17 protein-coding genes are annotated in these 19,613 nt (G+C 71.8%); 12 read left to right on the top strand and 5 right to left on the bottom strand.

Annotated elements, in window-relative coordinates; genetic code table 11:
• Positions 1–538 precede the first annotated feature (538 nt).
• Positions 539–4,345 carry a multifunctional oxoglutarate decarboxylase/oxoglutarate dehydrogenase thiamine pyrophosphate-binding subunit/dihydrolipoyllysine-residue succinyltransferase subunit gene (locus tag FF36_RS13270; protein WP_044885360.1) on the top strand — a complete coding sequence of 1,269 codons (3,807 nt, stop codon included), beginning with the start codon at positions 539–541 and terminating at the stop codon, positions 4,343–4,345.
• A gap of 127 nt (positions 4,346–4,472) precedes the next feature.
• Complete coding sequence (locus tag FF36_RS13265; RefSeq protein ID WP_009742177.1) at positions 4,473–4,652, top strand: DUF6104 family protein; 180 nt, start codon at positions 4,473–4,475, stop codon at positions 4,650–4,652.
• 13 nt (positions 4,653–4,665) lie between these two features.
• Here the strand turns inward: FF36_RS13265 and FF36_RS13260 are convergent, their stop codons facing one another.
• The gene (locus tag FF36_RS13260; protein ID WP_044885359.1) at positions 4,666–5,640 is read right to left on the bottom strand and encodes a zinc-binding dehydrogenase; all 975 of its coding nucleotides are present in this window, start codon (positions 5,638–5,640) and stop codon (positions 4,666–4,668) included.
• A gap of 179 nt (positions 5,641–5,819) precedes the next feature.
• On the opposite strand from FF36_RS13260, the gene FF36_RS13255 reads away from it, so the two are divergent.
• Positions 5,820–6,065, top strand: coding sequence for a hypothetical protein (locus tag FF36_RS13255; RefSeq protein ID WP_044885358.1), 246 nt, complete (start codon positions 5,820–5,822; stop codon positions 6,063–6,065).
• A 72-nt stretch (positions 6,066–6,137) separates the two neighbouring features.
• Here FF36_RS13255 and FF36_RS13250 read toward each other — a convergent pair whose 3' ends face one another.
• Entirely contained in the window at positions 6,138–7,367 is a 1,230-nt protein-coding gene (locus FF36_RS13250) for an NAD(P)-dependent malic enzyme (RefSeq protein ID WP_044885357.1), read from the bottom strand.
• 440 nt (positions 7,368–7,807) lie between these two features.
• Between FF36_RS13250 and FF36_RS13245 the strand changes: the two genes are divergently transcribed.
• The 7 genes from FF36_RS13245 (at position 7,808) to FF36_RS13215 (ending at position 13,753) form a co-directional block, all read left to right on the top strand.
• On the top strand, positions 7,808–8,671 hold the full coding sequence (locus FF36_RS13245; RefSeq protein WP_063897577.1) for an ABC transporter substrate-binding protein: 864 nt from the start codon (positions 7,808–7,810) through the stop codon (positions 8,669–8,671).
• On the top strand, positions 8,668–9,669 hold the full coding sequence (locus FF36_RS13240) for an amino acid ABC transporter permease (protein WP_082121890.1): 1,002 nt from the start codon (positions 8,668–8,670) through the stop codon (positions 9,667–9,669). Before FF36_RS13245 ends, FF36_RS13240 begins: the two co-directional genes overlap by 4 nt.
• 11 nt (positions 9,670–9,680) lie before the next feature.
• Positions 9,681–10,439: an amino acid ABC transporter ATP-binding protein gene (locus FF36_RS13235; RefSeq protein WP_479686784.1), complete on the top strand. Its 759-nt coding sequence runs from the start codon at positions 9,681–9,683 to the stop codon at positions 10,437–10,439.
• Between the two features lie 180 nt (positions 10,440–10,619).
• The gene (rfbC, locus tag FF36_RS13230; RefSeq protein WP_044885355.1) at positions 10,620–11,246 is read left to right on the top strand and encodes a dTDP-4-dehydrorhamnose 3,5-epimerase; all 627 of its coding nucleotides are present in this window, start codon (positions 10,620–10,622) and stop codon (positions 11,244–11,246) included.
• The gene (locus FF36_RS13225) at positions 11,243–11,884 is read left to right on the top strand and encodes a GNAT family N-acetyltransferase (protein WP_044885354.1); all 642 of its coding nucleotides are present in this window, start codon (positions 11,243–11,245) and stop codon (positions 11,882–11,884) included. Before rfbC ends, FF36_RS13225 begins: the two co-directional genes overlap by 4 nt.
• A 364-nt stretch (positions 11,885–12,248) precedes the next feature.
• Positions 12,249–12,785, top strand: coding sequence for an anti-sigma factor (locus tag FF36_RS13220; RefSeq protein WP_011607046.1), 537 nt, complete (start codon positions 12,249–12,251; stop codon positions 12,783–12,785).
• Positions 12,782–13,753 carry an RNA polymerase sigma factor SigF gene (locus tag FF36_RS13215; RefSeq protein ID WP_082121889.1) on the top strand — a complete coding sequence of 324 codons (972 nt, stop codon included), beginning with the start codon at positions 12,782–12,784 and terminating at the stop codon, positions 13,751–13,753. The genes FF36_RS13220 and FF36_RS13215 overlap by 4 nt, the downstream gene beginning before the upstream one ends.
• A gap of 106 nt (positions 13,754–13,859) precedes the next feature.
• Here FF36_RS13215 and FF36_RS13210 read toward each other — a convergent pair whose 3' ends face one another.
• Positions 13,860–14,387: a hypothetical protein gene (locus FF36_RS13210; RefSeq protein WP_044885353.1), complete on the bottom strand. Its 528-nt coding sequence runs from the start codon at positions 14,385–14,387 to the stop codon at positions 13,860–13,862.
• 349 nt (positions 14,388–14,736) lie between these two features.
• On the opposite strand from FF36_RS13210, the gene FF36_RS13205 reads away from it, so the two are divergent.
• Entirely contained in the window at positions 14,737–15,774 is a 1,038-nt protein-coding gene (locus tag FF36_RS13205) for a diacylglycerol/lipid kinase family protein (protein ID WP_044885352.1), read from the top strand.
• 386 nt (positions 15,775–16,160) lie between these two features.
• Here FF36_RS13205 and FF36_RS13200 read toward each other — a convergent pair whose 3' ends face one another.
• On the bottom strand, positions 16,161–16,985 hold the full coding sequence (locus tag FF36_RS13200) for a glycerophosphodiester phosphodiesterase (protein ID WP_044885351.1): 825 nt from the start codon (positions 16,983–16,985) through the stop codon (positions 16,161–16,163).
• Positions 16,986–17,532: 547 nt separating this feature from the next.
• On the opposite strand from FF36_RS13200, the gene FF36_RS13195 reads away from it, so the two are divergent.
• Complete coding sequence (locus FF36_RS13195) at positions 17,533–17,781, top strand: WhiB family transcriptional regulator (RefSeq protein ID WP_009742166.1); 249 nt, start codon at positions 17,533–17,535, stop codon at positions 17,779–17,781.
• A 367-nt stretch (positions 17,782–18,148) separates the two neighbouring features.
• Here the strand turns inward: FF36_RS13195 and FF36_RS13190 are convergent, their stop codons facing one another.
• The gene (locus FF36_RS13190; RefSeq protein ID WP_173667315.1) at positions 18,149–19,609 is read right to left on the bottom strand and encodes a sensor histidine kinase; all 1,461 of its coding nucleotides are present in this window, start codon (positions 19,607–19,609) and stop codon (positions 18,149–18,151) included.
• Positions 19,610–19,613 lie beyond the last annotated feature (4 nt).

Genomic DNA, 19,613 nt, shown 5'->3' with positions numbered 1-19,613 from the left:
GCTCGGCGGCGTAACCGCCCGGCCGGCCACCGCATCTTGGCGGACGGTCTCGCCGGGCGGGCAGGAGGCCACCTCGGTGCAGGTGAGCAGGTCCGAACAGCAGATATCGCCCCGGCGATCCGCCGGGGCGAGCTGCATTATCCGAACCACGTAGACGCCGGCCCGCCAGGTCGCCTCACGGGCGTAGGTCGCTCGAAGCGACTTTTATTGGGTCCGGGGGCCATGATGCGGGCCGGCGACACTTAGCTTAACGGATGGACCGCCCCGGGTGTTCCCCGCGCGGGAAACCGGACGAACGGCCCGCATCGGGTAGGGGCCACCAAGGCCGGGCGAGTCACCCTCCGCTGCCGACCGCCCACGCACATACCGGCCACGTGGGCGGCAGGGCGGCATCGAACCGGCACGCACCGTGCCTATGACCCGACCGGGCAGGCCCGCCCCTGCCCTGGGTGTCCAGAGCGGGTAGCCTGAGCAGACGGTGGCAGAAGGGCCTTTCGGAGGCCGTGAAGTGAGACCGTGGATAGAGGCGAATGGCCCCGTGACAGCACCGACGGTTCCTGCGTCAGGACCTGACTTCGGACCCAATGAATGGCTGGTCTTCGAGATCTACCAGCAGTTTCTCGAAGATCCACAAAGCGTGTCGCCGGAGTGGCAGGAGTTCCTCTCCGACTACCGGCCGACCGCGCCGCCGGCCGGCCCCGGCGCGGATGCACCCGCCGCGGAGGTGGCACCAAGCGGGATCTCACCCGACGGTGAGGTCTCCCACACGGCGCCGTCTGCGGCGAAGCCTACCCCGCCCGCGGCTCCGGCGTCCGTGCCTACTCCGGCCCCGCCCGCGAAGCCCGTCGCGGCGGCGCCCGCGAAGCCCGCCACGCCCGCACCCTCCGCGCCTGCGAAGCCGGCAGCCGCCAAGCCCGTCGCGGCCGCCAAGCAGCCGGCACCCGCCCCCGCCGGCGCGGAGGGCTCGGCCACCACGCCGCTGCGCGGCGCGGCCGCCCGCGTGGTCAGCAACATGGAGACGTCGCTGCACGTCCCGACCGCCACGTCGGTGCGGGCGTTCCCGGCGAAGCTGCTCGCGGACAACCGCATCGTCATCAACCGGCACCTGGCCCGCTCCAGCGGCGGCAAGGTGTCGTTCACGCACATCATCGGCTACGCGATGGTCAAGGCGCTGGCCAGCAACCCGGCCATGAACGCCTCCTACGCCGAGGTCGGCGGCAAGCCGGCGCTCGTCCAGCCGGAGCACGTCAACCTCGGGCTGGCCATCGACCTGGTGACCCCGAAGGGCCGCCAGCTCGTCGTCGCCGCGGTGAAGAAGGCCGACACGCTGGACTTCAGCCAGTTCTGGGTCGCCTACGAGGACCTGGTCCGCCGCGCTCGGTCCAACAAGCTGACCACCGACGACTTCACCGGCGTCACCATCAGCCTGACCAACCCCGGCGGCATCGGCACGGTGCACTCGGTGCCCCGGCTGATGGAGGGCCAGGGCACGATCATCGGCGTCGGCGCGATGGAGTACCCGGCCGAGTTCTCCGGCGCCGCGGCCAACACGCTGGCCCGGCTCGCGATCTCCAAGACGATCACGCTGACCAGCACGTACGACCACCGCATCATCCAGGGCGCCCAGTCCGGCGAGTACCTGCGCCGGATGCACCAGCTCCTGCTGGGCGAGGACGGCTTCTACGACGAGATCTTCCAGTCGCTGCGGGTGCCGTACGAACCCATCCGCTGGGTCGCGGACATGCCCGTGGTGCACGAGGGCGACCTCGACCACAACGCCCGGGTGCTGGAGCTGATCCACGCCTACCGGGTGCGCGGTCACCTGATGGCCGACACCAACCCGCTCGAGTTCGCCATCCGCAGCCACCCCGACCTGGACATCATCAGCCACGGGCTGACGCTGTGGGACCTCGACCGGGAGTTCGCCGTCGGCGGGTTCGCGAGCCAGCGGACGATGTCGCTGCGCGACGTGCTCGGCGTCCTGCGCGACTCGTACTGCCGCCGGGTCGGCATCGAGTACATGCACATCCAGGAGCCCGACGAGCGGGCCTGGATCCAGGCCCGGGTCGAGCGGTCCGCGGAGCGTCCGGACCCGGCCGAGCAGTTGCACGTGCTGGAGCGCCTCGGCGCCGCGGAGGCGTTCGAGTCCTTCCTGCAGACGAAGTACGTCGGCCAGCGCCGCTTCTCGCTGGAGGGCGCCGAGTCGACGATCCCGACGCTCGACGAGGTGCTGGAGCGCTCCGCCGACGCCGGCATCGACGAGGTCGTCATCGGCATGGCCCACCGCGGCCGGCTGAACGTGCTCGCCAACATCGTCGGCAAGTCCTACCGGCAGATCTTCGCCGAGTTCGAGGGTCACCTCGACCCGCAGACGGCGCACGGCTCCGGCGACGTGAAGTACCACCTGGGCGCGGAGGGCGTGTACACCGGCCGCGAGGGGCGCAAGGTGCCCGTCTCGGTCGTGGCGAACCCGTCGCACCTGGAGGCCGTCGACCCGGTCACCGAGGGCGTCGTCCGGGCAAAGCAGGACATCCTGGACAAGGGCACGGCCGGCTTCACCGTCCTGCCGATCCTCGTCCACGGTGACGCCGCGTTCGCCGGGCAGGGGGTCGTCGCCGAGACGCTGAACCTCTCCCAGCTGCGCGGCTACCGCACCGGCGGCACCATCCACCTGGTCATCAACAACCAGGTCGGGTTCACCACCTCGCCGGAGTCGAGCCGGTCCTCGGTGTACGCCACCGACGTCGCTCGGATGGTGCAGGCCCCGATCTTCCACGTCAACGGGGACGACCCCGAGGCGTGCGTGCGGGTGGCGGCGCTGGCCTTCCAGTACCGCCAGGCGTTCAACAAGGACGTCGTCATCGACCTGCTCTGCTACCGTCGGCGCGGCCACAACGAGATGGACGAGCCGTCGTTCACCCAGCCGTTGATGTACGACACCATCGCCAGCAAGCGCTCGGTGCGCAAGCTCTACACCGAGGCGCTGATCGGCCGCGGGGACATCACCCGCGACGAGGCCGAGCAGGCGATGAAGTCCTACCGCGCCGAGCTGGAGAAGGCGTTCGCGCAGACCCGGGACACCACCCCGTCGGGCACCGCGCCGCAGCCGCGGATCGTCACCACCCCGGAGGAGGCGGCCGCGGCCGCCGCGGTCAGCACCGCGGTCTCCGCCGAGGCCGTCAAGAAGGTCGTCGAGACGCAGGTCAACCTGCCCGACGGCTTCACCGTCCACCCCCGGCTGCGCCCCCAGATCGAGCGGCGCACCCAGATGGTCGAGACCGACGCGATCGACTGGGCGCTCGCCGAGACCCTGGCGTTCGGCACGCTCATCCTCGACGGCCGGTCGGTCCGCCTGACCGGGCAGGACAGCCGCCGTGGCACCTTCGGCCAGCGGCACGCCGTGCTGGTCGACCGGCACAGCGCCGAGGACCACACCCCGCTGCGGACGCTGCGGTACGGCGTCGACGGGACCGAGAACAACGAGGGCGTCGGCACCTTCTACGTCTACGACTCGCTGCTCAGCGAGTTCGCGGCGATGGGATTCGAGTACGGCTACGCGGTCGCCCGGCCGGACATGCTGGTGCTCTGGGAGGCCCAGTTCGGCGACTTCGCCAACGGCGCCCAGTCGATCATCGACGAGTTCATCAGCGCGGGCGAGGCGAAGTGGGGCCAGCGCTCGGCGCTGGCGCTGCTGCTCCCGCACGGCTACGAGGGCCAGGGGCCGGACCACTCCTCCGCCCGCATCGAGCGGTTCCTGTCGCTGTGCGCGGACAACAACATGACGGTCTCGGCGCCGTCCTCCCCCGCCAGTTACTTCCACCTCCTGCGCCGGCAGACCCTCTCGCCGGTGCGGCGCCCGCTGGTCGTCTTCACGCCCAAGTCGATGCTCCGGCTCAAGGCCGCCACCTCGACGGTGGCGGAACTGACCGAGGGTGGCTGGCAGCCGGTGATCCCCGACGACTTCGTCACCGACCCGTCGACGGTCCGCCGGGTGCTGCTCTCGGCCGGCAAGGTCTACTACGACCTGGCCGCCGCCCGGGGCAGGCACGACGACGCCGAGCGGTTCGCGCTGCTGCGGGTCGAGCAGCTCTACCCGACTCCCGGGCCGGAGCTGGCGAAGGCACTCGAGCGCTACCCGAACCTCACCGACGTCGTCTGGGTGCAGGAGGAGCCGGCGAACCAGGGCGCCTACCCGCACATGGCGCTCAACCTCGGCGAGTTCCTGCCCGGCGGGATCCGCCTGCGCCGGATCTCCCGGCGGGCGGCGGCGGCCCCGGCGTCGGGTTCGTCGCGGGTGCACGAGCGCGAGCAGCAGGCCCTCGTCGAGGCCGCGTTCGAGGACTGAGCGACCGGGCACGCACCGACAGATCGACGAGGATGACGGACGGTCCCGGCTCTGCCGGGGCCGTCCTGTCCGCTGATCCGGCCGGACGGCGGGACCCGAGACGCCGCCGGGAACGACGGGAGCGGGGATGTACTTCACCGACCGAGGCATCGAGGAGCTCGCCGACCGCCGCGGCGCGGAGACGGTGACCTACGAGGGACTCGCCGACTCGCTGCGGGCGTTCGTCGACGTCCACCCGGAGTTCGAAGAAGCCGTCGAACGCCTTGCCACCTGGCTGGCCCGCCCCGACGACGACGCCGACCTCTGAGCCGGCCGGGCGCTCAGGGCGTGAGCACCAGCTTGCCGAAGACATCCCCGTCGGCGAGCTGCTCGAACGCCGCGCGCGCCGCGGACAGCGGGCGTACCTCCTGCACCGGCGGGCGGATGCCGGTGCGCTCCAGGAAGGCGAGCAGATCGACGAGCTCCTCCCGGCTGCCCATCGTGGAGCCCACCACGGACAACTGCAGGAAGAAGATCCGGGTGAGCTCGGCCGGCGGATTCGGGCCGCTGGTCGCGCCGGAGACGACGATGCGCCCGCCGGGCCGCAGGGACCTGACCGAATGGCTCCAGGTGGCCGCACCGACGGTCTCGATGACGGCGTCGACCCGCTTCGGCAGCCGGGCGCCGGACTCGAACACCCCGTCGGCACCGAGGGCAGTGGCCCGCGCCCGCTTGCCGGTGTCCCGGGAGGTCACGAAGACGGTGTGCCCCGCGGCCTTGCCGATCAGCAGGGCGGCGGTCGCCACCCCGCCGCCGGCTCCCTGGACGAGCAGCGTCCCGCCGCCGCCCGCGGGCAGGCCGGCCCGGGACACCACCATCCGGTAGGCGGTGAGCCAGGCCGTCGGCAGGCACGCCGCTTCCTCCCACGTCAGCCCGGCGGGCTTCGGCACGAGGTTGCGCCGGGGCACCGCGACCCGCTCGGCGAGGGTGCCCGGATGCAGCTCGGACAGTAGGGTTCGCCGCGGGTCCAGCGTCTCGTCGCCGGCCCCCGCAGCCGGATCACCGATCACCGCATGCACGACGACCTCCTCCCCCTCGGCGGTCACCCCGGCGGCGTCACAGCCGAGGATCATCGGGAGACGGTCGGCCGGCAGACCCACTCCACGCAGACTGAAGAGGTCGTGATGGTTCAGCGAGGCGGCCCGCACCGTGACGGTGGCCCACTCCTCCGGCGGCGCGGGCTCAGGCTGCTCGCCGATGGACAGACCATCGAGAGGGGCATCGGGATGCAGGGAGATCGCGGCGGCTGCGAGCACCCCACGAACCTACGGCCGCCCGGCCGCGGGCGCGAGCAACTCAAGGCGGCCGCAAGGGGGATGCCGAGGCCATTTCCGACGAACAGGGATCATCCGCCCCGGGCCGCGCGTCCCACGGTCCGTTGTGCTGAACTCATCGCCGTGGGTACGACAAGCGTGGACGGTGCGGTGAACAAACCGTGGTGACCCGGGACGACCCGTCAGAGACGCCCCCTCGGCGCGGGGCGCACCGGCGGCTGAGCTTTCGCCGCCGGAGCATCATCCCGATCCCGGAGGCACCCGCCACGGTCATGGTCGACGGCACGCCGGTCATCACCGTCATGTCGGCGGACTTCGTCTGCTGCTCCTACAAGGGCTGCGGGACGCTGCGCCCGCTCGACGACGCCGTCGAGCACCGGCCGTGCCAGGGGTGCGGTCGAGTCTGAGGCCGCCCGCCTGCGGGCCCGGGAACCCCGCAGGCGGCTACCTGCGGGGTTCCCGACCGTCGTGGACCTTCCTCAGCGCCGGGCGACCCCGTCGGCCCGGGCGGCCGCGGCGACAGCCGCCGAGACGGCCGGGGCCACCCGGGGGTCGAACACGCTCGGGATGATGAGGTCCTCGGCCAGCTCGTCGGCGATCACGTCGGCGAGCGCCGTGGCGGCGGCGAGCTTCATGCCCTCCGTCACCCGGCTGGCCCGCACGTCGAGCGCACCGCGGAACACGCCGGGGAACGCCAGCACGTTGTTGATCTGATTGGGGTAGTCGCTGCGCCCGGTGGCGACGATGCGGGCGTACTTGTGGGCGATCGCGGGCTCCACCTCGGGGTCCGGGTTCGCCATCGCGAAGATGATCGCCTCGGGCGCCATGGTGGCGACCGCCTCCTCCGGCACCTGCCCGGAGGACAGGCCGAGGAACACGTCGGCGCCGCGCAGCGCGTCGGTGATCGAACCGGTCAGGCCGGCGGAGTTGGTCTCGGCGGCGAGCGCGGCCTTCACCGGGGTGAGGGCGTCGCGGCCGGGGTAGATGATGCCACGGCTGTCACCGACCGCGATGTCGCCGATGCCGGCGGCCAGCAGGATGCGGGTCACCGCCACTCCGGCCGCACCCGCGCCGGACACCACGGCACGCAGGTCGCCGAGGGTGCGCCCGGTCAGCTTGGCGGCGTTCTCCAGCGCGGCCAGGGCGACGATCGCGGTGCCGTGCTGGTCGTCGTGGAAGACCGGGATGTCGACGCGGTCCTGCAGGAGGCGCTCGATCGCGAAGCACCGCGGCGCCGAGATGTCCTCGAGGTTGATCCCGCCGAAGCTCGGCGCGAGCCGGACGACGGTCTCGACGATCTCCTCGACGTCGGTGCAGGCGAGCGCGAGCGGGACGGCGTCGACGCCGCCGAAGTGCTTGAACAGGGCCGCCTTGCCCTCCATGACCGGCAGGGAACCCAGGGGGCCGATGTCACCGAGGCCGAGCACGGCGGTTCCGTCGGTGACGACTGCGACGGTGTTGGACCGCCAGGTGTAGTCGTCGGCGAGTGCCGGCGTCTCGGCGATCGCCGTGCACACCCGCGCGACCCCGGGAGTGTAGGCCAGCGAGAGGTCCTCGCGGTTCTCCAGGGGGACGGTGAGCGCGATGCCGATCTTACCGCCGCGGTGCAGGGCGAAGGCGGGATCGTCGTCGGACGGGCGCGGGCTGACCCCGGCCAGTTCCGACGCGGCGGTGGAGTCGAGGGTCGAGTGGTCAGTGGTTGCGGTCACGGAGATTGCTCCTCGGACATGCCGCCGGTGGCCCCGTGGGCGATCGTGGTACCACCTGGGCGGCGCTACAAGACGCCCGCCCTCCGTGCGTGCCGTGTCCGCGGGAGGGCGGGCCTGAGCGGCCCCACTCCACGATGTTTGGTGATCGTGAAGCGGGACGAGCGCCCGGGGGTTGCCCGGGGTTACTTCCAATATCGCACGCCGACCCGGTCGGGCTCTCGCCGAAGGTTCGCCCACGGTGAACCTCGGACGAACCCCATCGCAACGCAAACGAAACATGTCGACACGGAGCGGGTGCGCGAGCGTAGCGGAGACGTCACATGATCAGGGTTTGGTGCACTCGGACACCGCCCACATCACATAACGCTCCACCCGAATCCTGGAGGTCATCAGTGCACAGCGGCGTTTTTCGTCATGGTGCGAGGATATCTGCCCTGGTCATGAGCCTCGCGCTGCTGACGATCGTGGCGGGCTGTGGCGATGACAACTCCAACACCACGGCCACGTCGGCGACGACAACCGCCACCGACCACGTCATCGCAGGTCAACTACCCCAAAGCAGCCGCGACAAGGGGACGCTCACGGTCGCCACCGACCCGTCCTACGCACCGAACGAGTTCTTCGACACGGACGGAAAAACCATCATCGGAATGGATATCGACCTGGCCCGCGCGCTCGGCGGTGTCCTGGGTCTCAAGGTCCAGCCCACGCAGGTGGTCTTCGACTCGATCCTGCCCGGTCTCGCCTCCGGCCGATATGACGTCGGTATGTCGTCCTTCACCGACACCAAAGAGCGCCAGAAGCAGGTCGACTTCGTGACCTACTACTCCGCGGGCACCTCCTTCATGACCCGCGGCCAGGGTGGGGTGGAGATCGCCACGCTGGCCGACCTGTGCGGGCGCACGGTGGCGGTGGAGACCGGCACCACCCAGCAGACCGACGCCGGCGACCAGAGCGGCCGGTGCACGGCGGCGGGCAGGCCCAAGGTCACCGTGCAGAACTATGACGACCAGAACGGCGCCAACCTGGCCCTCACCGCGGGCCGCGCCGAGGTGTCGATGGCGGACTCGCCGGTCGCCGACTACCAGGCGAAGCTGTCCGGCGGAAAGATCAGGATTGTGGGGAAGCCCTACGGGACCGCGCCCTACGGCATCGCCGTGCCGAAGAACTCGGGCCTGGCCGCTGCGCTGCGCGCCGCCATGGCAAAGCTGATCGACGACGGCGCCTACGCGAAGATCCTCGACCGGTGGGGGGTCCGGGACGGGGCCATCAGTGCCCCGCGGATCAACGGCGCGACCGGATGACGACCGCGGACGCCTCGCCGCCCCCGCGCGGCGCCACCACCCCCGCCACCGACCCCACCCCTGCCGCCGATCCCGCCCTCGCCACCGATCCCGCCCTCGCCACCGATCCCGCGCCGGCGCCGGCGGCCGGCGCCGCGCCCGGGACGGGGGTCGGGGTGGACGTCGACGCCGTGCCGCTACGCCATCCCGGCCGGTGGGCGGCCGGCGTGGCCATCGGCGTCCTCGCCGCGATGGGGGTGCACTCCCTCGTCACCAACCGGAATTTCCAGTGGGGCACCGTCGGCGACTACCTGTTCGCCGAGCCGGTGCTCCGCGGCCTGTGGGCCACCGTCTACCTGACGGTCATCGCGATGGCGATCGGGATCGTCGGCGGAATCGTGCTGGCCATCCTGCGGATGTCGCCGAACCCGGTCGTGGCCGGCGCCGCCTGGCTGTACATCTGGTTCTTCCGGGGCACACCGCTGCTGGTGCAGATCCTGTTCTGGAGCTTCATCGGCGCGCTGTACCCCCGGCTTTCGCTCGGAATACCGTTCGGGCCGAGCTTCGTCTCCGGCGACGCCAACCACATCGTGCCGCTGTTCGCCGCGGCGGTGCTCGGGCTCGGCCTCAACGAGGCCGCCTACATGGCCGAGATCGTGCGCGCCGGCATCAACGGCGTCGATGCGGGCCAGACCGAGGCGGCGTCCGCGCTCGGCATGTCCCGGGCGCTGACGCTGCGGCGCATCGTGCTGCCGCAGGCCATGCGGACGATCATTCCACCCACCGGCAACGAGACCATCTCGATGCTCAAGACGACCTCCCTGGTGAGCGTGATCTCCTACAACGAGCTGCTCAACGCCACTCGACTCATCTACGCCCGCAACTTCCAGACAATCCCGCTGTTGATCGTGGCGGCGCTGTGGTACCTCGCACTGACCTCGGTGCTCACGGTCGGGCAGCACCAGCTCGAGCGCCGCTTCGCCCGCGGAACCCTGGCCCGCGTCGGGGAGCGCCGGTGAGCGGCACCGCGGTGCCGATGGTCCGCGCCGAGCGGGTGCGCAAGTCGTTCGGCCAGCACGTCGCCCTTCGGGAGGTCTCCCTGACCGTGGTCCCCGGCGAGGTGACCTGCCTGATCGGGCCATCCGGCTCCGGGAAGACCACATTCCTGCGCTGCATCAACCACCTGGAGCAGATCAGTGGTGGCCGGCTGGAGGTCGACGGGGAGCTCGTCGGTTACCGCGAGCACCGCGGGCGGATCCGGGAGCTGCGGCCCCGCGACATCGCGCGCAAGCGCCGGGAGATCGGGATGGTGTTCCAACGGTTCAACCTCTTCCCACACCTGACCGCCCTGGAGAACATCATCGAGGCCCCGGTCCGGGTGCGCGCCGAGCGGCGGTCCGAGGCCGTCGAACGGGGCCGGGCGCTGCTGGCCCGAGTGGGCCTCGCCGATCGGGCGGGCGCCTACCCCGCCGAGCTCTCCGGCGGGCAGCAGCAGCGGGTCGCGATCGCCCGGGCGCTCGCGATGCGCCCCAAGCTGATGCTGTTCGACGAGCCGACCTCCGCGCTCGACCCCGAGCTGGTCGGCGAGGTACTGGAGATCATGCGCCAGCTCGCCACCGAGGGGATGACGATGATCGTGGTCACGCACGAGCTCGGGTTCGCCCGCCAGGCGGCCGACACCGTCGTCTTCATGGACGCCGGCAGGGTCGTCGAAGTCGGGCCGCCGGCCACCCTGCTCACCGCACCGACGCACGAGCGCACCCGCGCCTTCCTGTCCAAGGTGCTCTAGACCCCACGGTGGACGCTGCCCCCACCGTCGCCGCTGCCCCCACCGTGGACGTCGGCGCACGACACCGGCCGCATCATCGGAGCCGGCGCTCCGCACGAGCCACCCCTGCGCGCCAACGCGCGCCGACCCGACGGTCCGGCCTGCGGGGAGGCAACTGGTCGAACCGGTACCTTCGCTGTCGTGGAGATCAGCGAACTATCGGTTCCAGACGCCTGGGTGTTCACCCCGCGTCAGCACTCCGACAGCCGCGGGACCTTCCTGGAGTGGTTCCGCTCCGACGCGCTTGCCGAGGTCGTGGGCCATCCGCTGACCCTGTCGCAGGCCAATCACAGCGTCAGCCGGGCCGGAACCCTTCGCGGCGTGCACTACGCTCAGGTGCCACCCAGTCAGGCGAAGTACGTGACCTGCGTGCGCGGGCGGGTGCTCGACTGCGTCGTTGACATCCGCACCGGATCGCCGACGTTCGGCACCTTCGCCTCGGTCCTGCTCGACGACGTCGACCGGCGGGGCCTGTACGTCTCGGAGGGCCTGGGGCACGCCTTCATGGCGCTGACCGACGACGCGGCGATCTCCTACCTGTGCTCGACGCCTTACACCCCCGGTCGCGAGCACGGCGTCAACCCGCTCGACCCCGATCTGGCGCTGCCCTGGCCCGATGATCTCACGCCGCTGCTGTCGGAGAAGGACGACTCGGCCCCCTCGCTGAAGGAGGCAGAGTCGGCGGGCCTGCTGCCGGCCTACCGCGACTGCCTGGCCTTCTACGACGAGCTACGCGCCGCCGGCGCCGTGGCGGGCGGATCACGATGATCCGGGTGGCCGGCCCCGGGGACGTCGAGGTCGTCCTGGAGCTGGTCCGGGCGCTCGCCGGCTACGAGCGCGAAGCGGACCGGGTCGCCATGACCCCGGCCGATCTGCAGGCCGCCCTGTTCGGCCCGATCCCGGCCGCCTACTGCCTCGTGGCCACGGCCGACCAACCACCCGCGGGTGCCACCCCGGACGGGGGACCACCCCCGTCCGGGGGACCACTTCCGACCGGGGGGCCGCTCCCGTCCGGGGGCCCACTCCCGACCGGCGGTGCGCTTCCGGCCGGGGTGGCGCATCCACCCCCCGTCGTGGGCTTCGCGATCTGGCATCCGACCTTCTCCACCTGGACCGGCCAGTCCGGCATGCACCTGATCGACCTGTTCGTGCGGCCGGAGCACCGCCGTGGCGGCCATGGCCGGGCGCTGCTCGCCGCACTCGCCACGGTCTGCGTCAAGCGCGGCTACCGGCGGCTCGAATGGGCCGTGCTCGACTGGAACACGCCGGCGCAGGCGTTCTACCGCTCGCTGGCGGCGCGGCCGCTGACCGGGTGGTCGACCTGGCGGGTGGACGGCGACGCCCTCACCGATCTCGCCGCCCTGGGCCGCCCTCGCCCCGGCGCCGGCACCGCCGATCCGGCCTGATCCCGCCGCTTCGGCCCGGATCGGGGCCCGACCCGGCGGTTCGTCCCCGTTTCTGGGCCCCGCGTGCCTGGTCGGCACCGGCGCCGGCCAGGCACGGAAGGGCGCCGACGGCGAGGGCTTACGATCACCCGACCTGCGGGACCCACCGGCGGCTGGGTACGGTGGAGGCGGTGGCCGTCGCCGGCCGCCGACGGAGCGGATCGCGACCGGCCATGAGGGACGTCACGGCCGCCGCGGAGATGCATGATGCCGTCGGTGAGCGGGAAGGCAGTCATTCACAACATCATCGTTCGGCCGGCTCCGGCCGGCGGACCACCCGCGAGGGTTCCTCCTCGCACTATGCAGGCTCTTTGGGGGTAGGAACGTGGATCCGACGCCTTCGACCGGCGGCGCGGAGAACTCCGACACCATCGACAGCCAAACCGCCCACTCCGGCGGACTGCGCGACGTCGTCGCGCTCACCCTGCCCGCGGCCAGTGCGTACCTGACTGTCCTGCGCACCGCCACGGCATCCCTCGCGGCCAGGCTCGACTTCACCCTCGACGACATCGAGGACCTGCGGATCGCCGTGGACGAGGCGTGCGCGCTGCTGCTCGTCTCGGCGGTGCCCGGGTCGTCGCTCGACTGCACGTTCACGCTCTCGCCCGGGGTGATGCACGTGCTGGTGACGGTCGAGAGCCTCGACGGCGAGCCCCCGTCGGAGGACACCTTCGCCTGGACGGTGCTCAAGGCCCTCGCGGGGGATGTGGACACCTCCACCGGCCCGGGCAACAAGGTGAGCATCACGCTGCAGAAACGCCGGGGCGTGCGGGCGGATCTCGGCGAGCCGCCGGCGGGACACGTCCGCGGATCGGGTGCGGCCGACCAGACACCATTGGGTGACGCGGTAGGTACACCGTGACGTCAACCGGCAGAACTCCGACTCCGCCCCGTACGGCAGCCGCCCATGACACCCCCGCGGTGGACCCGGTGGCCGCGCTGAGCCAGCGGGGGGCTGCCCTGGACGAACATCCCGCCGAGCGCGGCCAGGAGCCGGACCTCGGCACCGAGGTCGCGGCCCAGCCGGCGCCGAGCGCCGAACCCGAGCGCGAGGGCACCGAACGCACCCACTCTCCCGACCGGGCGATGGCCCGGGCGCTGTTCGTGCGCCTCGCCGAGCTGCCCGAGGGCGACGCGGAACGCGCCGCCATCCGCGACCAGCTCGTCCGGATGCACCTGCCGCTGGTGGAGTACCTCGCCCGGCGCTTCCGCAACCGCGGTGAGCCGCTCGACGATCTCGTCCAGGTCGCCACGATCGGCCTGATCAAGTCGGTGGACCGGTTCGACCCGGAGCGCGGGGTGGAGTTCTCCACCTACGCCACCCCGACGATCGTCGGCGAGATCAAGCGTCACTTCCGCGACAAGGGCTGGGCGATCCGGGTTCCCCGCCGGTTGCAGGAGCTCAAGCTCTCGCTGACGAAGGCGACGTCCGAGCTGTCCCAGACACTCGGCCGCTCCCCCACCGTCAGCGAGATCGCCCGGCATCTGCAGATGAGTGAGGAGGACGTCCTCGAGGGGCTCGAATCGGCCAACGCCTACTCGGCGGTCTCCCTCGACGCGCCGGACTCCGGTGACGACGAGGCTCCCGCCGTCGCGGACACCCTGGGCGTCCAGGACGAATCCCTGGAGGGCGTGGAGTACCGCGAGTCGCTCAAGCCGCTGCTGGAGAAGCTCCCGCCGCGGGAGAAGCGCATCCTGCTCCTGCGCTTCTTCGGCAACATGACCCAGTCGCAGATCGCCACCGAGCTCGGAATATCCCAGATGCACGTGTCCCGGCTGCTGGCCCGGACCCTGGCCCAGCTACGCCGCGGCCTGCTCGAGGACGGCTAGACCCCTCCGACTCCGGTCATCTGGTGGAGCTCCGGTCATCTGGCCTCGCCAGGTCGCGTACCGCCGCAGGACCGCCACAACCTCACGAACGCGTACCGCGCCTGTCTCAGGGACGCTGCGGCCCCCGCGGCACCTGCCTGCCGTCGCCGCGTCCGGCGTCCTCGTCCTGCCCCGCGTGGGTGGCGGGGCCGCGGGCGCTGGCGGCCGACGGACCGAACCCGACCGAGGCCAGCAGGGCCACGACAATCACGAGTGGGACGACGAACAGCGGGATGCCGTAGCCGTAGTCGCCGGCCTGCACCAGCCCCCAGGCGACGGGCAGGCAGAGGATCTGCACGACGAGCGTGGGCGACCGGTAGGACGCCCCGCGCCGCAGCACTCCCGCCGCGAGCACGGCCACGCCCACGGCGCCGAGGATCGCGAGAACCCCACCGGTCTCGGCGCGCCCGACGTCGTCGATGTCGGAACCGAATCCGCGCAGCACCTGCAGGACGCCCAGCGCCAACAGGACGAGCGCCTCGGCGGCAAGCAGAACGCTCGCCACCCAGGCCGGCACGGACGCCGTGCGCGCGGCCTCACGCAGCTCGTCGAACCGGCCGCCGGCCGGCTGCCCGGGACGGCTCGTGGATCCCATGGTTCCGACACTACGTCTCCCAGCGGCCAGACCGGTCTTCCAGGCGACCAGAACGGTCTCCCAGGCGACCAGAACGGTCTCCCAGGCGGCCCGACCGGTCTCCCGGCCCCGGACCCGGACCCGGCGCCCCGCTGCCCAGCCGGGCGCGGACGGGGTCGCCGTTGCCGTTACACGACTCCGCCGTCACCCGACTCCCCCGTGCGCCCGTTGCAGGGGATTTGTACCGATTCGCGACCGAGTGTGGGATCCGGCGATCGCGACGACGCTGACACCCGGGCCCCCCGGTTTCACCGATGTGAGAGTTTTCCCAGCCGCCGCCCGGGATGGGCGGGCGGACTACGGTAGAGGCATGCGAGGGCTGCTGGTCGTCAACCCCGTCGCCACCACCACAACCGAACGTGTTCGTGACGTCCTCGCCAGCGCGCTCGCGGCGGACGTCGCGATGGAGACCGTGCTGACCAAAGGCCGCGGCCACGGGGTCGAGCTGGGGGCGCGGGCCGTCGAGCTCGGCGTCGACGTGGTGATCGCGCTCGGCGGGGACGGCACCGTCAACGAGATCACCAACGGGTTGCTTCAGAACGGCCCGATCGACGACGGGCCAGCGCTCGCGGTGGTGCCGGGTGGCAGCACGAACGTGTTCGCTCGGGCCCTGGGATATTCGGCCTCGCCGGTGGAGGCGACCGGCGAGCTGCTGGACGCGTTGCGCGAGGGGCGCAGCCGCCGGATCAGCATCGGTCGCGCCGAGTACGGCGACGAGGGCCGCTGGTTCACGTTCTGCTTCGGCATCGGGCTGGACGCGCGGGTGGTCGCGCAGGCCGAGGAGAAGCGGCGCAAGGGGCGCCGCAACAGCGCCGGCCTGTTCCTGCGGACGGCGGCGGGCCAGGTGACCCGCGGCGCCGATCGGGGCGCCCCGCCCATCACCCTGGAGACGACCGACGCCCACAGCCTTCCCGTCGACGCCGCTCTCCCCGCCGACGCCGCTCTCCCCGCCGACGCCAGCGTGCCGGCCGATTCCGGGCAGGCGGACGCCGAGGCGGCCGGGAGCGCCGAGGAGCGCATCGCCCTCGGCATCGTCTGCAACACCCGCCCGTGGACCTACCTGAACTCCCGTCCGGTGCTGGCCTGCCCCGAGGCGTCGTTCGACACCGGGCTGGACCTGCTGGCGCTGCGCCGGGTGCGGCTGTCCAGCGTGCTGCGCACGGCCTCGCAGATCCTGGGAGACGGGCGCGGTCCGCACGGGCGCAACGTCGTGCGCCGCCACGACGCGGCCGTGATCCGGTTCCTCGCGGATCACCCGCTGCCGCTGCAGATGGACGGCGAGTACCTCGGCGAGTACGTCGACGTCACGCTCACCCACCACCCGCGGGCCCTGCGCGTCATCGCCTGACCAGCCGCCTCGGCCCCGACCGGCCTGCCCGCCGACCGGCCTGCCCGCCGGCCACCCCACCCGGCGGCTCCGCCGACACGGTCCGGCCTGCGCAGGTCCGCCCGCATTGGCGGCAGGTGTCGCGATTTCTCGGACGAGTCAGACGAGTCGGACGAGTACGTCCGAAGCCCACGCCGACGGGCGACCCGCCGTCCACGGTCCGGATTCCGGGCACCGTTCGGGCGCCCGCCAGCCGCTGTGATCGATCGTGTACGGAATCGCGCCGAGGCTCGAGCACGGTCCGCGCCCGGAATGCCGCCCTTGTTCCTCGACACGATGTGGCCGCATTTCGGCCGTAATCCCTGCCGGGACGATCAGGAGTGGGGAGGGGTGGTTCCCGTCTCGCCTCAGTCGTCCTGGGGGGCTTCCACCCCGTGCGGCGTGTCCGCGCCACGCGAGATGCCCGGGGCGGGCGAGGTGCCCGGGGTTGGCGGGGCGCCGAGGGCTCGGCGGATCTCGACCGGGTCGTCGCAGATCGCCCCGGCGACCCCGGCGTCCTGTAGCCGGCGGGCGGCGTCGACGGCGGTGACTGTCCACGTCACCAGGCGTACGCCGGCCTGTCGGGCGCGGGCGCCCGCGTCCGGCGAGCCGAGCACGGCGCTGGTGTGGGCATGCAGCTCGGCGTGGCCCGCGGACCGCGCGTAGGCGAGGCCGCCGCTGACGGACATCCGCGGCATCGTCAGGAACGCCGTCGTGACGGCCAGCTCCGCGTCGCGCAGGGCCTCGATGGCGAACCAGTCGAACGACGACACCGTGATGCCGCCGGCGCCGGCGTCGAGGTCGGCCACGGTGGGCCGTGGCCCCGTCCAGCCCCGGGCACGCAGCCGCTCGGCGAGGGCCCGCGCCGTGCGCTCCCGGGGGGCGTCGAAGTCCGGCTGGCCGGGCTGGTTCTTGATCTCGCAGATCAGCCGGCCGCGGCCGGCCCAGACGTCGAGGATCTCGTCGAGCAACGGGATGCCGCGGGCGCGCAGCGCCTCGGTGGGTTGCCGGACGATCGCCCGCCCGGCCGGCTTGGACAGCCGGGCGTCGTGCACGCATACCAGATCCCCGTCGGCGCTGCGGCGGACGTCGATCTCGACGCCGTCCGCCCCGGCACACAGCGCCGCGTCCACAGCCTCGACCGTGTTCTCCGGGCCAGGAACCCTGCTACCGCGATGACCGAGAACCTCCATGGCCCAACCCTGCCATCTCCGGCGGGCCGAGCGTGTCACGGCAGGCGGGGAGGACGCCGCCCAGCCGCGGCCGGAGTAACCGGAGTAACCCGGATGCGCACAGACGAACGCCGATGCCCAGATGGCATGAAGCCGGCCGCTTGATCGGGAAGAACCCGCCGTGTGCCTCGCAAACCGACCCGACGACAGCCGGCCCATGCCACCGCATCCCCTGTCAACCAGGACTTCTGTGGCGCTTCAGCAACCGTCGGAGACGGTCGCACCCCGTGGCCCATCTGTGTCCCTGCCGGACAAGTGCAGGCCAGGCAGGGTGTGAAGACGGTTGCAGGTTCTTGCGCCCCTGCCCGTTCCGGTGGGAGGGTGGCGAATGTCCGAGGTGGATGCACGTGCACCCGGGCTCACCGACAGCCAGGAACCCGCTCCACGGCCCGCCGACGGGGCCGAGCAGACAACCTGCTCACTTAATTTTCATCCGCGGCACAACCGTAGCGGCTCGCAAAGCGTCTCATGTGCAGTGTGGCCCGAGACGAGAGAGGGAGTTGGACGCATGGACTGGCGCCACAGAGCGCTCTGCCGTGACGAGGATCCCGAGCTCTTCTTCCCGATCGGTACTACCGGTCCGGCGGAACGCCAGGTCGAAGAGGCAAAGGCCGTTTGCGCGCGGTGCGCAGTCACCAGTGACTGCCTCAACTGGGCACTGGACACCGGGCAGGACTCCGGGGTCTGGGGCGGGTTGAGCGAGGACGAACGCCGGGCGCTCAAGCGCCAGGTCCGTCTGCGGGTGCGAACCGCCTGAGTGCACGACCCCCGGTGGCCCAGCGCCGAGGACCGGGGGGCTCCAAGGACGTGCCACGTCCGCATCACCCCAACCACCCGCGGTAGATCCTGCCCGCCGGACCTCGCACTATCGGCGGACCACAGCGGTCCCCGCACGACGCCATGCCATGACCCGTGCCCGGGCACGGGGGTGGCTGGCAGCAGCATCGGCCGTTCTGTCCGCGCGTCCGCCGCAGCGATGCGGCGCGACGCGGACGGGGCGGCCGTAATGTTTTCGGCCCCCGCCACGACCCCTTCGCCCCCCGCCCACGGGCGCGGGACATCGCCACACCAGCCGCGAGCGAGGGACACAACCTGGGGGATACCCCCGCGCGCGCCCTAAACACTCAACTTTCAGAAAGTGGGATGGACAGCAGCGCCTCGGTGCCGCGCTCCGGACCGGCCTGCAGCCGGATGGTGCCGTGCATCTCACCGAGCACGAGCTGACGGACGATCTGCAGCCCCAGCCGGGGCGAGTGCTCGAGCTGGAAGTCCTCCGGCAGGCCGGCCCCGTCGTCGGCGACGACGACGTCCAGCCGGTCCACCAGGCGCTGCACGCGGATCTCGATCGAACCCGCCGAGCCATCGAACGCATGTTCTACAGCATTCTGCAGAAGCTCTGAAAGCACAAGGGCCAGCGGCGTGGCGAGTTCACCGGGCAGCCGCCCGAAGGAACCCGACCTGCGGGTGTTCGCCCGCGCACCGGTGGACGCCAGGTCGACGGTCACCGACGTGATCTGGTCGGCGATCTCGTCGAACGGCACGCTCTCGCCCAGGCTCTGCGAGAGCGTCTCGTGCACAACCGCGATCGAGGTCACCCGGCGCACCGACTCCCGCAGGGCCGATCGTGCCTCGTCGACCTTGGTCCGACGCATCTGCAGCCGCAGCAGCGCGGCCACCGTCTGAAGATTGTTCTTGACCCTGTGATGGATCTCACGGATGGTGGCGTCCTTGCTCAGCAGCAGCGCCTCCCGCCGACGCAGATCCGAGACGTCCCGGACGAGGACGAGCACCTCCCGGGTGGACCCGGGGAACAGCGGGATCGCCCGCAACATCACCACCGTGCTGCCGACCCCGGCCTCGACCTCCACCGGCCGGCGCCGGCCGATCGCATGCCAGACGGCGGGCGTGGTCGCGGGCAGGTTCAGCGCCCGGTGCACCGTGCGCAGGTCCTCCCCGGTGACGTTGCCGGTGTAGCCGAGGCGGCGGTACGCCGACAGCGCGTTCGGGCTGGCGAAGATGACCTTGCCAGCACCGTCGAGCCGCATCATCCCGTCGCCGACCCGGGGTGACTCCGGCAGCTCGGCCGAGCTCCCGCGGAACGGAAAGGCACCCTCGGCGATCATCAGGGCCAGGTTGTTGGCGCCCTGCAGGTAGGAGGACTCCAGATCGCTGGGGGTGCGGGGATTGACCAGGTTGGTGTCGCGGGCGAGCACGGCAATCACCTCGTCGCCGTGGCGGACCGGGATCGCCTCCGTCCGCACCGGCACCCCGCCGTCCCACTCGGGCTCGCCCTCCCGGGCGATGCGGTGCTCCCGCCAGGCGTTCTGGACCACCCACCGGTTGATGACGACGCTGCCGACCTCGTCGTTGTGGTAGGCGGTCGGGCCGGTCGTGGGTCGGACCTGGGCCACGACGAGAAACTCCGTCCCGCTGGTATGGCCCCGGCCCGAACCCGAACCGGAACGGACGGGCACGAGGAGCAGCAGGTCAGCGAAGGAGAGGTCGGCGAGCAGAGCCCAGTCCGCGACGAGCGCGTGCAGGTGGTCGATGTCGTCGTCGCTGAGATCCGTGCTCGCGCGCAGCATGTCG

The sequence above is a fragment of the Frankia torreyi genome (assembly GCF_000948395.1).
Taxonomy (GTDB): Bacteria; Actinomycetota; Actinomycetes; order Frankiales; family Frankiaceae; genus Frankia; species Frankia torreyi.
Note: the sequence above shows the minus strand (reverse complement) of the source record. Positions and strands in the feature narration are given on the sequence as shown.

Coding starts and splice junctions, on each gene's coding strand:
- FF36_RS13200 (WP_044885351.1), bottom strand. CDS start 16,985: ATGGAGGTTCTCGGTCATCGCGGTAGCAGGGTTCCTGGCCCGGAGAAC.
- FF36_RS13190 (WP_173667315.1), bottom strand. CDS start 19,609: ATGCTGCGCGCGAGCACGGATCTCAGCGACGACGACATCGACCACCTG.
- FF36_RS13265 (WP_009742177.1), top strand. CDS start 4,473: ATGTACTTCACCGACCGAGGCATCGAGGAGCTCGCCGACCGCCGCGGC.
- FF36_RS13210 (WP_044885353.1), bottom strand. CDS start 14,387: ATGGGATCCACGAGCCGTCCCGGGCAGCCGGCCGGCGGCCGGTTCGAC.
- FF36_RS13205 (WP_044885352.1), top strand. CDS start 14,737: ATGCGAGGGCTGCTGGTCGTCAACCCCGTCGCCACCACCACAACCGAA.
- FF36_RS13225 (WP_044885354.1), top strand. CDS start 11,243: ATGATCCGGGTGGCCGGCCCCGGGGACGTCGAGGTCGTCCTGGAGCTG.
- FF36_RS13195 (WP_009742166.1), top strand. CDS start 17,533: ATGGACTGGCGCCACAGAGCGCTCTGCCGTGACGAGGATCCCGAGCTC.
- FF36_RS13240 (WP_082121890.1), top strand. CDS start 8,668: ATGACGACCGCGGACGCCTCGCCGCCCCCGCGCGGCGCCACCACCCCC.
- FF36_RS13245 (WP_063897577.1), top strand. CDS start 7,808: ATGAGCCTCGCGCTGCTGACGATCGTGGCGGGCTGTGGCGATGACAAC.